Below are 14,415 nucleotides of genomic sequence, written 5' to 3' on the forward strand. Positions count from 1 at the left end.
TCCTTAGTACAGGCATTCGACGGCCATGGCCGTGGCTTCACCACCGCCGATGCAAATGGCTGCAACGCCACGCTTGAGGCCGTTCTGTCGCAAGGCCGAGAGCAGCGTCACCAGGATCCGCGCACCCGATGCACCGATCGGATGCCCCAGGGCACAGGCGCCGCCGTGGATATTGACCTTGGCGTGGGGGATGTCCAGCTTGCTCATGGTCACCAGGCTGACCACGGCAAAGGCTTCGTTGATCTCGAACAGATCGACTTCACCCACGTTCCAGCCGGTCTTGGTCATCAACTTGCGGATAGCGCCCACCGGCGCCACCGGGAATAATCCCGGTTCATCAGCAAACGCTGCGTGCCCATGAATCACGGCCAAGGGCTTGAGGCCGCGCTTCTGGGCCTCGGACTGGCGCATCAGCAGCAAGGCTGCCGCACCATCGGAAATCGAACTGGCGTTGGCCGCCGTCACTGTGCCGCCGTCGCGGAACGCCGGCTTCAGGCTGCTGATCTTGTCCAGCTTGGCCTTGGGGGGCTGTTCGTCATGCAGGATGGTTTTCTGCTCTTTGCCTACGGTGACCTGCACCGGGACTATCTCGGCGGCAAAGTTGCCATGGGAGATCGCCTCTTGCGCACGGGTCAGGGACGCGATGGCAAACGCGTCCTGGGCCTCGCGGGTGAAGCCGTTGTGCAGCGCGCAGTCCTCGGCAAAGGTGCCCATCAGGCGGCCCTTGTCGTAGGCGTCTTCCAAACCGTCAAGGAACATGTGGTCGAGCACCTTGCCGTGCCCCATGCGGTAGCCGCTGCGGGCGCGGTCCAGCAGGTACGGTGCGTTGGACATGCTTTCCATGCCACCGGCGATGACCACATCAACGCTGCCGGCCAGCAGCGAATCATGCGCCAGGATCGCGGCTTCCATGCCCGAGCCGCACATCTTGTTGAGGGTGGTGCAGCGCGTGGCCTTGTCCAGGCCCGCGCCCAACGCCGCCTGGCGTGCGGGTGCCTGGCCGAGGCCAGCGGGCAGTACGCAGCCGAACAGCACTTCATCCACGGCATCGGTGGCGATACCGGCACGCTCGACCGCCGCACGAATGGCGGCGGAACCCAGCTGCGGCGCTGTCAGGCCCTTGAGATCACCCTGGAACCCGCCCATGGGCGTGCGCACGGCGCTGACAATAACGATGGGGTCGGTCATGGGAACTCCTCCTTATTTGGCCGCCATGCGCAAAGCACCGTCGAGACGGATCACCTCGCCATTGAGCATGCTGTTCTCGATGATGTGCCGCACCAGCGCGGCGTATTCGGCGGGTTTGCCCAGGCGTGGCGGAAACGGCACGCCCGCAGCCAGGGACTCGCGCACTTGCTCCGTCATGCCGGCCATCATCGGCGTTTCAAAGATACCGGGGGCGATGGTCATGACGCGGATACCAAACCGCGCCAGTTCTCGCGCGGCAGGCAATGTGAGGCTGGCGATGGCGCCCTTGGACGCAGCATACGCCGCCTGGCCGATCTGCCCGTCAAACGCGGCGACGGAGGCGGTATTGATGATCACACCGCGCTCGCCGTCGGCATTCGCCTCGGTTTCGGCAATGGCGGCGGCCGCCAGGCGTAACAGGTTGAAGCTGCCGATCAGGTTGACGTTGATCACCTGGGCGAAGCTGGCCAGCCCGTGAGGGCCGTCCTTGCCGAGGATTTTCTCGCCACGCACCACACCGGCGCAGTTCACCAGCCCATGCAACCCGCCAAACGCCGCAACTGTGGCCTGCACGGCGGCTTCGGCGGCCGCTTCCTGGCTGATGTCCGCCACGGCGCTGCGGGCATTCTCACCCAGCTGCTGGGCCTTGGCCGCCACGGCATCGGCGTTGAGGTCCACCAGCATCACCTTGGCACCTGCCGCTACCAACATTTCAGCAGTGGCCGCGCCGAGGCCCGAGGCACCGCCACTGACCAGGAAGATCTTGTTTTCAATCTGCATTGTTATTCTCTTTAACAGTCCGAATCGTCGAAATAGTCGCCCCAGAGCGCCACTGCGGCAATGGTCAAAGCCCTCAACCTGCCTGACTGGTTTGGCCAGTCATCGACCCCGCCGATCAGCCCGTCAGCTCAATCGATTGGACGGGCGCAGTGCGTGCTTCTAACCTGATGGGCTGCACCGACACAGAAGCCCGCCCCTGAATGATAGTCCGACCCAAACCCAACCTCCTGGGCATCCTGTTTTCCCTCAAGGGGTCAATAGCCAAGCGCATCGCCTTGCGCAGCCTGTTAGTCACCTTGCTGGCCTCGGTGATCGTGCTGGTGGAAACCCTGCATCCGGCGTATTTCTCCAAGGTCAATGCCACGCCATTCACCTTGCTCGGGCTGTCGCTGTCGATTTTCATGAGCTTTCGCAACAACGCCTGCTATGACCGCTGGTGGGAGGGTCGCAAGCAGCTGGGGCAGATGATCATCGATGTGCGCTCGTTGATCCGCGAAACCCAAGTGCTGCGGGATCCGGCCGAACGTGCGGGTTTGCTGCGAAGCGTGTGCGGCTTCGCCCATGGCCTGGTTGCACGGCTGCGGCATGAAGATGAAGCCCAGGCCATTAAGCCGTGGAGCCAGTTCCAGGCCAACCATCCCAACCTGCCCGACAACCTGCTGCAACAGGTCGGCGCACGGTTTAGCGCATTGGCTGAACAAGGCGTGATCAGCGAATGGCGCTACACACAGTTGGAGGCGCGCCTGGTCAGCCTCAGCCAGGTGCAGGCGTCCTGCGAGCGGATCAAGAGCACGCCGCTGCCCTTTCCCTATACCTTGTTGCTGCATCGCACTATTTACCTGTTCTGCATCCTGCTGCCGTTTGCCATGGCCGAGCCGTTGGGTTGGTTGACGCCAGTGTTCACTGCCATCGTCAGCTACACGTTTTTCGGCCTCGATGAAATCGGTGATGACCTGGAGGACCCATTCGGCTTTGACGAAAACGATCTGCCCTGCAATGCCCTCCTGCGCACGCTGGAGCGCGAAGTATTGGCCGCCCTTGGTGAAACCGATCTGCCACTGCCATTGGAACCGGTGGAATACGTGTTGACCTGATGCGGGTTTGACACCTGCCGTGGTCTGACCGAAGCTGACGGCTTTGCTGCCCACGCTTTCGGACGCCTGCATGTCAAAGTCACGCCGTTACTCCATCGTCGGCCTGTGCGCCCTGCTGTTGATTGTGCTGATCACTTGGTATTTCTCCCGTGCCACCCCGGTGGCCGTACCGCCCACCATTGCCCATGGTTACTCCAAGGCCCTGAAACAGGCGCGTAATGGCGAACCTGGCGCAGCGCGCGTGTTGTACCAACAACTGGGCCGGCCGGACCTGTCCCCCGAGCGCCGTGCTGCGTTGCATGCAGAACTGCCCAACTACCCCAGCCCGCAAGCCCTGAAGCTGGCGGACAAAGACCTGGCCAGCGAGTCGCCCCTGGTGCGCGAGGCGGCCATTCACAGCATTGTCGGCCTGGTGCCGACCGGCCAGCGCACGTTGTTGCTCGGGCCGGTGCTCGACGACCCCGAACAAGCAGTTCGATTTGCTGCCGCCAATGCCTTGCTGGGCCTGTCACCTGACACGCTGGGTCTGTACTTCGGGCCATTGCAGCAGGTCCTCGATGAGTTCGTGAAAAAGCTCAAGGCCCAGCCCGAAACGGCCGAAGGTTGGATTCAACTGGCGCGCCTGTACATCCACAGCGCTCTGTTGCCGGAAGCGCAAAATGCCCTGGAGCAGGCCATGCGCTTGCAACCGGACAACTTGCAAGCCGTTGTGGCGCAGATAGAGTTACTGGATAAACAAGGCAAGACCGACGAGTCCCGCCAGTTATTGGCACGCCAATTGGCGGCGCACCCTGAGTCGGCCTACCTGCAGCACGCCTTGGGCATGTGGCTGTTGCACCACGGCGAGAGGCCCTATGCCCTGCTCGGTCTGTCTAAAGCCGTAGAGTTGGAACCGGACAATCAGGATTATCGCTACGACCTCGCCACCACCCTGCATGCCCAGCAGGAACTGGAGGCGGCCCAGCGGCAACTGGAAGAAGTCGTCCAGCGTCACCCTGCCAATCGCAAGGCACGGGTGCTGCTGATCAATTACTGGAAGGAAAGCGGCCAGTTGCAGAACGTCCAGGTTCTGCTCGCACAGCTTGAGCAACAGAATCCGGATGATCCCGCGCTGCAACAAGGTCTGTAGGTTCAGGTTAAACACGTGTAAACCCAGGCCCTTGTTGTACAAATTCTACGAAACGTTGAACCGCCAGAAGCCACTACGGTCAAGTGAATATGGCGCACGCCGAGCCGGCGCGCGCCTCTATTTGAACGTGACCGAGGGCACTCCTTGTCTACATCCAACGAGCTGTTGAGTGAAAAAGCCGCTACCGGCATCGAAGGTCTTGACGACATTCTTGCCGGCGGCCTGTCGCGCAGCCACCTGTTCCTGCTGGAAGGCGAACCGGGTACCGGTAAGACTACCGTTGCGCTACATTTTTTGCAGGCCGGCGCGAAAAATGGTGAGACCTCGTTATATATCACCCTGTCCGAGACCGAGCGTGAGTTGCGCCAGGGCGCCACGTCCCATGGTTGGGACCTCGATGACAATATTCATATCTTCGAACTGACCCCGCCGGAGAGTCTGCTCAACGCCGAGCACCAGCAGAGCTTGCTGTATTCCTCCGACCTGGAACTGGGCGAAGCGACGCGACAGATTTTCGAGGTGGTGGAACGGGTCAAGCCAACCCGCGTGGTCGTCGACAGCCTCTCCGAGATCCGTCTGTTGGCGCAAAGCTCCTTGCGCTACCGCCGGCAGATCCTGGCAATCAAACACTACTTCGTGCGTTATGACGCGACTGTCTTGCTGCTCGACGACCTGACCACCGAGTCTCTCGATAAAACCGTGCACAGCGTCGCCCATGGCGTGATCCGCCTGGAGGAACTGACCCCCAACTACGGCGCTGAACGCCGCCGCGTGCGCGTGGTGAAGTACCGTGGCCAGAAATACCGGGGTGGCTTCCATGACTTCACCATCATGCAGGGCGGTGTGCATGTGTTCCCGCGCCTGGTGGCCGCCGAACACCGTGGCGGCTACAACCGCCAGACCCTCACCAGCGGCATCCGCGAGTTGGATGCGTTGCTGGGCGGCGGGATCGAGACCGGCTCCAGCAGCCTGATCCTGGGGCCTGCGGGTACCGGCAAATCGCTTATCTCGATGATCTTCGCCGCTGCCGCCGTGGCGCGGGGCGAGAAGGCCGCGCTGTTTATCTTTGATGAAGAGTTGGGCCTGTTGTTCGAGCGCATGAAAAACATGGGCATCGACCTTGCCGCCTTGCAGGCCACCGGTAATTTGTTCATTGAACAAGTAGACGCCGCCGAACTGACCCCCGGTGAGTTTTCGCACCGTGTACGTCGTTGCGTGGACGAACGGGGCATCAAGACCGTGGTGATCGACAGCATTAACGGTTACCAGGCGGCAATGCCGGAAGAAAACGCGCTGATCCTGCATATGCACGAGTTGTTGCTGTACCTCAATCGCCGAGGCGCTGCCACCTTCATGACGGTGGCCCAACACGGGCTGGTGGGCGATATGCAGGCACCCGTGGACATTACCTACCTGGCCGACACCGTGATCCTTTTGCGCTATTTCGAAGCCATTGGCGAAGTGCGCCGCGCCATTTCGATCATCAAGAAACGCACCGGCACCCATGAGTCGACGATTCGCGAATACCGCATCGGCAGTCGCGGCATGACGGTCGGTGAGCCGCTGAACAACTTTCAAGGGGTGTTACGCGGTATTCCAACTTACATGGGTGCCGGTTCTCCCCTGCTCAAGGATGAGGGCTAGTGACGGTCCTTTCTCCTCTCTCCGAACGCGCGATCATCCTCGCGCCCTTGGGGCGCGACGGCGCGTTGGCACTGATGATGCTCAACGAGGCCGGCTACAGCGGTATCGTCGCCACCGACTTGAACAGCCTGTGCGAGGCGTTGGCACAAGGCAGCGGCTTGTTGATCATTGCTGCCGAAGCCTTGCGCGGCGTTGACCTGGAACCGTTGCTCGACTACCTGCATCGACAACCGGCCTGGTCGGACCTGCCCATCGTCCTCATGACCCATCACGGCGGCAGCGAGCAGAATGGCTCGAGCCACCTGAGCCGGCTACTGGGCAACGTGACATTCCTGGAACGTCCGTTCCATCCGGTGACGCTGATCAGCCTGGTCAGCACTGCATTGCGCGGTCGGCGAAGACAATACGAAGCGCGCGATCGCCTGATCGACCTGAGCGAAAGCGAGTTGCGCCTGCAACGTACCTTGGAAACCCTCGAACAACAGGTAGAGGAACGTACAGCGCAACTGCGCCACAACGAAGAAGCGTTGCGCCAATCTCAAAAGATGGAAGCGGTCGGGCAGTTGACCGGCGGCATTGCTCACGACTTCAACAACATGCTCACGGGCATCATCGGCAGCCTGGAGTTGCTGCGCAGGCGCGTGTCCCGAGGCAAGCTTGACGACCTCGACAGCCTGATCGACCTGGGTGTCACCTCCGCCAATCGTGCAGCAGGGCTCACCCATCGCTTGCTGGCGTTTTCCCGCCGGCAATCGTTGGACTCAAAACCCGTGGAGATCAACCAACTGGTGGTTTCCATGGGCGAACTGCTGCAACGCAGCATCAATGAAAGCATCAAGCTGGATATGCGCCTGACCGGTGAGTTGTGGACCGCCGAAGCCGACCCCAACCAACTGGAAAGTGCCCTGCTCAACCTGGTGATCAATGCGCGAGACGCCATGCCGGGCGGTGGCCAATTGCTGGTGGAAACCAGCAACCGCCATCTGGACAACGTATTCACTGCCGCCTATGGCACGTTGACGCCGGGCGACTACGTGGAACTGAGCGTCAGCGACACCGGCTGCGGTATCCCCGAGAACGTGATGGGCCGGGTGTTCGATCCGTTCTTTACTACCAAGCCGATTGGCCAGGGCACGGGGTTGGGGTTGTCGATGATCTACGGTTTTGCCCGCCAGTCGCGCGGACACGTCACCCTCCACAGTGAAGTGGGCAAAGGCACCACCGTCAGCCTGTTTTTGCCGCGATTTATCGGCGAAATCACCGCAAACCTGCCGGCTGACCCGACGCTGCCGCCGTTTGCCAATGCCGGCGAAACCGTGCTGATTGTCGAGGACGACCCCGCAGTGCGTGTGCTGGTGAGTGCGGTGCTCAAGGAACTGGGCTATGCCTTCGTTGAGGCCAGTGACGCCGACACGGCGGTGCCGATCATCGAGTCGGACCAGCGTATCGACCTGATGATCAGCGATGTCGGCCTGCCCGGTATGAACGGCCGCCAGTTGGCGGAAATCGGCCGGCAGATCCGTCCGGACCTCAAGGTGCTATTCATTACAGGGTATGCCGAACACGCGGCGGTGCGGGGCGGGTTCCTGGACCCGGGAATGCAGTTGATCACCAAGCCGTTTACCTTTGATTTGCTTACGGCGAAGGTGCGGGAAATGATCCGAGCGTGATTACCCGCTGCCAAAGACAGCAGCAGTGTCCGCTGTGGGCGAAGGCAGACGCTGACCTTTCAGCGTACGACGATTTAACGTGATCAATTCGGAGAGGGTGTTCGCATTGGAACGGAATCGACCCACCGGGCGCCGCTGTTCGACGCGTATGTAAATGGCGTCGGCGGCGCGTTCAACGCGGTTAATCAGATTGCCACAAGGACGTGTCACGCCAACAAGCGTTGTATGTGTTCCTGCAACGTATCCAGGTCAAACGGCTTGGCCAAGATAGGCGCGTTGCGCGTGATGGGGCTGTTGCAGTCGAGGATTTCCTGCGGGTAACCGCTGATGAAAATCACCTTCAATTCCGGTCGCAGCTTGATCGCGGGCTCAGCGATCTGCACGCCGGAAATCCCGCCCGGCAAACGGTAGTCCGTCACCATCAAATCCAAGTGCGGCTTGGTCGCTAGAATTTCAAAGGCCTGCTCCCCATCGATCGCCTTCAACACCCGATAGCCCAGGCCCGCCAGGTATTCACCCAGCACAAACATAATGGATTCGTCGTCCTCGACGATCAGTACGACATCTTGTGCATCTTCACTCATGGGAAGCCTTAGTCCGGTCAGTTGCTGCAATTACGACCATGGGGTCACGCAGAGGTTGCGTTGAGGTGACGATTGAATTCATGCCGAGGCCTGCAACGGCAGGCATACCCGGAACAAGGCGCCCTCGCCTATCTGGCTCTCGACCTCGATGGTGCCACCATGGGCTGCAACGATCTGCTCGGAAATAAACAGCCCAAGGCCCAGGCCCGCCGCCACTTGGCTGGCGGACACGCGCTCGAACTGTTGGAAAATACGCTTCTGGTTTTCTGCGCTGATGCCAATCCCATGGTCGCGCACCTCTACCCGCGCTTCGCCATGTTCGCTGTACACGCGCACCTCGACCGGGCTTTTGGCGCCGTAACGCAGCGCGTTGGTCAGTAGGTTGGTCACCACCTGCTCGATGCGGAATTCGTCCCAATGGCCCTCTACCGGGCCGTCGGCAACCAATGCCATGGTCGAGCCAGCCGCTGCGACCTGGGGCGCGAAGTTCTCCACCAGGTTGCTGACAAGCTGGGCCAGGTCGAAACGCGCCGGGCGTATCGATAATTTGCCGGTGCGGATGCGCGACACATCGAGCATGTCTTCGATCAGGCGGATCAGGCTCTGGATCTGGCGTTCATCGCGGTCGACCATGGCGTGCATCTTGTCCAGGGTGAACGCGGCGGCGTTGTCCCGGGCCAGGTGCATCTTGCGCAACTGGGTCTCCAGGATCAGGCCGTTGAGGGGCGTACGTACTTCGTGGGCGACGATTGACATGAAGTCGTCACGCATGCGCACGGCTTGTTCAAGCTCCGCCTGAGTGGCTTGCAGGCGTGTCAGCAACAACTCCTGCTCACGACGGCTGCGCTCCAGGGCCTCGACCTGCAGTTTCATCGCCTTGCTTTGGCGGTACAGGTCGACAAATACATTGACCTTGCTCTTCACCGCATGAATATCCAGCGGCTTGTGCAGGAAATCCACGGCACCGCTTTCATAACCTTTGAACGCGTAATTGAGTTCACGGCCGGCTGCGCTGACAAACACAATCGGGATGTTCTTGGTCTTTTCGGTTCCGCGCATCAGTTCGGCCAGCTCGAAACCGTTCATGCCGGGCATTTGCACATCGAGAATCGCCATGGCGAACTCATGCTCCAGCAACAGGGACAAGGCCTCGTCTGCGCTCAATGCCTTGAATACCTGGCGGTCCTCGCGCTTGATCAGCGCTTCCAGGGCCAGCAGGTTTTCCGGCAGATCGTCGACGATCAGCAGTTTGGCCTGGACAGTACTTAACATGGGGAATATTCCAGGGAAGCCAGCAATGAGCCAATGCGGCTCAGCGTCAGAATGTGGTCGGGTGTGTGCAGCGCCAGGGCTGCGCGAGGCATGACGGCAACGCGTGCTTCAGTGGGGTCTTGCACCACTGTAGTTCCACCGTGTTGCTTCACGTGGGCCAAGCCGCGGGCGCCGTCATGGTTGGCGCCGGTCAACAGAATGGCGAGCAGGCCCTTGCCATAGGCATCGGCGGCGGATTCGAAGAGGTAATCAATGGCTGGCCGTGAATGGTGCACACGGTCTTCCTGGCTCAAGGACAAACTGCGGTCATGCTCCACCGACAGGTGATAGCCGGGTCCGGCAAAGTACAGGGTGCCCGGCTTGATCACTTCCTTGTCGCGGGCTTCGACCACGGGCATGGCCACGCGGCGGTCGAACACCTCAGCCAATTGACTGCGACGCTCGTCCGGCAAGTGCAATACGGTGATGATCGGCAAGCCGAAATCGGCAGGCAGCTCGGCGAATATCGTCAGCAACGCCTCCACGCCACCGGCGGATGCGCCGATGACGATCGCTTCTATGCCCCGGACCGATGCCGGGCTGGCAGCCGCTTGATTCATAGTTTCCGGTAGATCCGTTCCTGTTTGACCAAGGGTTCGAACTGTTTGCCGTACACGGAGAAATCCAGCGTCTCCTTGCTGCCCAGCACCAGGAAACCGCGATGGCACAGCGACTCATGGAACAATCCAAACGCGCGATCCTGCAACTTTTTATTGAAATAAATCAGTACGTTGCGGCACGAAATTAATTGGGTTTCTGAGAATACACTATCGGTTGCCAGGCTGTGGTCGGCAAACGTGACATTCTCCCGCAGCGTCTTATCGAAGATTGCGTAATCGTAGGCCGCGGTGTAGTAGTCGGCAAATGAACGTTGACCGCCGGCCTGCTGATAGTTGGCGGTGTAGGCGCGTACGTTCTCCAGGGAAAAGATGCCCTGCTTGGCTTTATCCAGCGACGCCGGGTTGATGTCGGTGGCGTAAATGATCGTGCGTTCCAGCAAGCCTTCTTCGCGCAGCAGGATGGCCATCGAGTACACCTCCTCGCCCGTGCTGCAGCCGGCGATCCAGATCTTGATCGACGGGTAGGTCTTGAGCAGCGGCACCACTTCCTGGCGGATCGCCAGGAAGTGCGTCGGGTCGCGAAACATTTCGCTTACCGGAATCGTCAGGAACTGCAACAACTGCATGAACGCCGCCGGGTCGTGCAGCACGCGCTCCTGCAAAGCGGAAATGGTCGCACAATCAAACTGGCGCAGCGCGTGAGCCACGCGGCGCTTCACCGACGCCCCGGAGTAATCGCGGAAGTCGTAGCTGTACTTGAGGTAAATCGCCTCAATCAACAGGCGCAGCTCAATATCGCTGCTTTTTTCCAAAAAAGTTCGCTCCACTTAAATGCGTTCCATCTTCGGTAGCCATACGCGAATCAGTGAGAACAGACGGTCCAGATCGATCGGCTTGGCCAGGTAGTCATTGGAACCTGCTGCCAGGCAGCGCTCCTGATCGTCCTTCATGGCCTTGGCCGTCACCGCGATGATCGGCAGTTTTTTCCAACGCGGGTCCTGGCGGATCAAGGCTGTGGCCTCGTAACCATCCATTTCCGGCATCATCACGTCCATCAGCACCAGGTCGATGTCCTCGACTTCATTGAGTTTGTCGATGGCTTCACGGCCGTTACGCCCGATCACCACCACGGCGCCTTTGTGCTCCAGGGCGCTGGTCAGGGCGAAGATGTTGCGCACATCGTCGTCCACCAGCAGGATCTTGCGCCCCTCGAAGACCTTGTCACGGCTGCGCGCGGTCTTGAGCATCTTTTGGCGGTCATGAGACAGCTGGGATTCGACTTTGTGCAGAAAGAGTGTGACCTCATCCAGCAGGCGCTCTGGCGAGCGGGCACCCTTGATGATGATCGAGCGCGAATACTTGCGCAGTTCCGCTTCTTCATCGCGGGTCAGGTTGCGCCCGGTGTAGACGATCACCGGCGGGAATGAGCAGATGTCCTCGGTCGCCATACGCTTGAGCAGCTCGTTACCGAGCATGTCCGGCAGCTTGAGGTCGATGATCATGCAGTCGTAGATATGGGTGCGCAGCAGGTCCAGGGCGGCCTGGGCGTACCCGACGTCAGTGATCTCGATGTCATCGTCGCCGATCAGGCGGGCAATGCTGTCGCGTTGCAGGTCGTCATCCTCCACCAGCAGCACGCGCTTGACCTTCTGGGTGAGCTTGGCTTCCAGGCGCGCGAACACGTCCTTGAGCTCTTCGCGGGTGGTGGGTTTGACGGCATACCCAATGGCGCCCATGTGCATGGCGGCTTCTACGCGGTCTTCCACGGAAATCACGTGCACCGGGATATGGCGGGTGTTGGCGTGTTCCTTGAGACGTTGCAGCACAGTCAGCCCGGAATGGTCAGGCAGGCGCATGTCCAGCAGGATCGCGTCGGGAATGTACTCTTCGGCCAGGCTGTAGCCTTCGTCGGCGCCATGCGCCACCAGGCAGTTGTAGCCCAGCTCGTGGGCCAAGTCGAAGAGGATACGCGCGAAGTTTGGCTCATCCTCCACCACCAGGATGCAGCGCGTGGCGAACGGGGCCTTGTCGCGGTCGTCGGCGAAACGCGGGATCTGGCTAACATCGGCTACCGGCAACGCGGACACCTTCACAGGGGTCGGAACCGGAGCGGGCGCCACCACCACTTGGCGGGGCTGCTCGATCGGCGCGGCGTCTTCTTCGCGTTCTACGTACTGCTCCGGCACTACCAGGGTGAAGACACTGCCCTTGCCTGGTTCGCTGCTCACGCTGATATAGCCACCCAGCAGGGTCGCCAGGTCGCGGGAGATCGACAGGCCCAGGCCGGTGCCGCCATAGCGGCGGTTGGTGGTGCCGTCCGCCTGGCGGAAGGCTTCGAAGATGCTTTCCTGCTGGTCCGGCGCAATGCCGATGCCGGAGTCGCGTACCGTGAAGGCAATGCCCTCCCCCGGCGCGCGGGACACTGACAGGCTGACCTCACCCTGTTCAGTGAACTTGATCGCGTTGGACAGCAGGTTCTTGAGGATCTGTTCCAGGCGCTGGCGGTCGGTGAACAGCATGGTCGGCGAACCTTCCTGCACGTCCACCTGGAACCCCAGCTTGCGATCGGCCGCCAACGGTTCAAACATTCCCCGCAGGCCGTCCACCAAGCGTGCCACGCTGGCGTTTTCCGGGAGCACTTCGAGCTTGCCGGCTTCGACCTTGGAAATATCGAGGATGTCATTGATCAGGTTGAGCAGGTCATTGCCGGCGGAATAGATCGACTCGGCGAACTTGACCTGTTCGGCGCTGAGGTTTTCCTGGGGGTTCTCCGCCAGCAATTTGGCCAGGATCAGCGAGCTGTTCAGCGGCGTGCGCAGTTCATGGGACATGTTGGCCAGGAATTCGGACTTGTACTTGCTGGAGCGCTCCAGTTCTTCGGCGCGGTCTTCCAGCTCAAGTTGAGCCTTGTTCAGCTCAACGTTCTTGCGGTCCATGGCGTCGCGTTGTTCGGCCAGGGTTTCGGTCTGCTCGGCGAGTTGCTCGTTGGTCTGCTCCAATTCAGCCTGCTGGGTTTCCAGGTGGGCCTGGGATTCCTTGAGGATGCGGGACTGTTCTTCCAGCTCTTCGTTGGCGGTCTTGAGCTCTTCCTGTTGCACTTGCAGCTCTTCGTTGAGCTGCTGGGTCTCGGCCAGCACTTCCTGCAGGCGCTGGCGATAGCGCGCGGCCTCGATGGAGGTGCCGATATTTCCGGCGATCAGTTCCAGCAGCTCGACGTCACGCTCTTCCAGGGGGCGCAGGAAGCCCAACTCGACCACGCCGTTAACGCGGTCATCGTCGCTGGTCGGCATCACCAGCACGCTGCGGGTCGAACCTTCGCCCAGGCCGGAGCTGACTTTGAAGTAGTCCACCGGCACGTCGTCCAGGCGAATCAGTCGGTCCAGCTGGGCTGCCTGCCCTACGATGCCTTCGTCGCTATAGATCGACTGTTCCTTTTGCTCCTGCTCTCGGGAGAAGCCATAGGTGGCGATACGCTTGAGGCCGCCATGCTCTTCACGTACATACAGCGCCGCGACAGCCGAGCCCATGTACTGGGCAAAGAATTGCAGGATATTGCGGCCGAGCATGTTCAATGTGAGTTGGCCGAGCACTTGTTCGGCCAGTTCAGTCTGGCCATTACGCAGCCAGGCCTGTCGCTCAAGGCGGCGTGCTATCTTCTGTTGTGACGCGAGGTTTGCGCTGTAACTGTCTGATAATGAAACTAAATTCTTCCGGCCGATATACGCCAGGAAACCACTTAGGCCCAGCACAAATACCAGATACAGGGTGACGCTGATCACGGTAGTGCGAGTGACTTCTTCATTGCGGGAGATGCGGAACTGCTGCTCCATCGCCACCGCGTCATCGTATTCCTTGCGGATCTCGTCGGTCAGGCGCTTGCCACGGCCGGCCTTGACTGCGCTGCGGTAGTCACCGCTCTCGCGCTGCATATCAATCATCGACTGGGCGTATTTGTTCCACTCGTATTGCAGGGCTTCGAGGCGCTTGAGGCGGTCCACCTGCTGCGGATTGTCCGCCACCAGCTCCTGCAGGTTGCGCAGGTCCGCAATGATGCGCGGCTTGGCGACTTCATAAGGGTCAAGGAAATGCTCGTCGCCGGTGATCAGGAAACCGCGCATGCCGGTCTCCAGGTCGACCGTCAGCTTGGACGACTCATTGAGGTTATTGATGACCCGGTCGGTGTGCTCCACCCACTGGATCACCGACAACAGATAGGTGATCAAGACGACGAAAAACACCGCGCTGAGCACGCCCACACCCAAGGGCAGTGCCACGTTTCGGCTCAGGAGGGTACGAAAGCTCTGTTCATCGACGGACGACGCGGGAGTCATGGGCATGCCTTGGCCAAATACGGAAAAACCGGGAGTTTGCCCCAAAGTCGCAAGCAAGACCATTTTTCTAGAACGGTTTTGTACAGATTCCTACAAAGGAACAGGCTATTCTCTCTGGTCTTTT

General features: G+C 60.4%; 11 protein-coding genes. 4 read left to right on the plus strand and 7 right to left on the minus strand.

What is annotated here, in order from left to right; all coding sequences use genetic code 11:
* Nucleotides 1–3: 3 nt before the first annotated feature.
* Both BMZ57_RS17910 and BMZ57_RS17915 read right to left on the minus strand, forming a co-directional pair.
* A complete protein-coding gene (locus BMZ57_RS17910; protein WP_021493133.1) occupies nucleotides 4–1,188 on the minus strand; it encodes an acetyl-CoA C-acyltransferase in 1,185 nt (394 codons plus the stop codon).
* A 12-nt stretch (nucleotides 1,189–1,200) separates the two neighbouring features.
* Entirely contained in the window at nucleotides 1,201–1,968 is a 768-nt protein-coding gene (locus tag BMZ57_RS17915) for an SDR family NAD(P)-dependent oxidoreductase (protein ID WP_010210408.1), read from the minus strand.
* Nucleotides 1,969–2,168: 200 nt separating this feature from the next.
* Between BMZ57_RS17915 and BMZ57_RS17920 the strand changes: the two genes are divergently transcribed.
* From BMZ57_RS17920 to BMZ57_RS17935, 4 genes are all read left to right on the plus strand, one after another.
* A complete protein-coding gene (locus tag BMZ57_RS17920; RefSeq protein ID WP_010210406.1) occupies nucleotides 2,169–3,062 on the plus strand; it encodes a bestrophin family protein in 894 nt (297 codons plus the stop codon).
* A 70-nt stretch (nucleotides 3,063–3,132) separates the two neighbouring features.
* A complete protein-coding gene (locus tag BMZ57_RS17925) occupies nucleotides 3,133–4,191 on the plus strand; it encodes a tetratricopeptide repeat protein (protein ID WP_021493132.1) in 1,059 nt (352 codons plus the stop codon).
* 144 nt (nucleotides 4,192–4,335) lie between these two features.
* A complete protein-coding gene (locus BMZ57_RS17930) occupies nucleotides 4,336–5,835 on the plus strand; it encodes an ATPase domain-containing protein (protein ID WP_021493131.1) in 1,500 nt (499 codons plus the stop codon).
* Nucleotides 5,835–7,505 carry an ATP-binding protein gene (locus BMZ57_RS17935; RefSeq protein ID WP_038453256.1) on the plus strand — a complete coding sequence of 557 codons (1,671 nt, stop codon included), beginning with the start codon at nucleotides 5,835–5,837 and terminating at the stop codon, nucleotides 7,503–7,505. The genes BMZ57_RS17930 and BMZ57_RS17935 overlap by 1 nt, the downstream gene beginning before the upstream one ends.
* 206 nt (nucleotides 7,506–7,711) lie before the next feature.
* Here the strand turns inward: BMZ57_RS17935 and BMZ57_RS17940 are convergent, their stop codons facing one another.
* The 5 genes from BMZ57_RS17940 to BMZ57_RS17960 all read right to left on the minus strand — a co-directional run bounded on the left by BMZ57_RS17940 (nucleotide 7,712) and on the right by BMZ57_RS17960 (nucleotide 14,291).
* Nucleotides 7,712–8,089 carry a response regulator gene (locus BMZ57_RS17940; protein ID WP_003217591.1) on the minus strand — a complete coding sequence of 126 codons (378 nt, stop codon included), beginning with the start codon at nucleotides 8,087–8,089 and terminating at the stop codon, nucleotides 7,712–7,714.
* A 78-nt stretch (nucleotides 8,090–8,167) separates the two neighbouring features.
* Nucleotides 8,168–9,361 (minus strand): hybrid sensor histidine kinase/response regulator, encoded by a 1,194-nt coding sequence (locus BMZ57_RS17945; RefSeq protein ID WP_069673036.1) that lies wholly within the window; start codon nucleotides 9,359–9,361, stop codon nucleotides 8,168–8,170.
* A complete protein-coding gene (locus BMZ57_RS17950; RefSeq protein WP_010210400.1) occupies nucleotides 9,355–9,960 on the minus strand; it encodes a chemotaxis protein CheB in 606 nt (201 codons plus the stop codon). The genes BMZ57_RS17945 and BMZ57_RS17950 overlap by 7 nt, the downstream gene beginning before the upstream one ends.
* Nucleotides 9,957–10,787, minus strand: a complete 831-nt coding sequence (locus BMZ57_RS17955; protein WP_010210399.1) for a CheR family methyltransferase — start codon at nucleotides 10,785–10,787, stop codon at nucleotides 9,957–9,959. Before BMZ57_RS17955 ends, BMZ57_RS17950 begins: the two co-directional genes overlap by 4 nt.
* A complete protein-coding gene (locus tag BMZ57_RS17960) occupies nucleotides 10,788–14,291 on the minus strand; it encodes a response regulator (RefSeq protein WP_021493129.1) in 3,504 nt (1,167 codons plus the stop codon).
* Nucleotides 14,292–14,415: the final 124 nt, after the last annotated feature.

Origin of the sequence: Pseudomonas simiae, assembly GCF_900111895.1 — a bacterium.
Classification (GTDB): Bacteria; Pseudomonadota; Gammaproteobacteria; order Pseudomonadales; family Pseudomonadaceae; genus Aquipseudomonas; species Aquipseudomonas simiae.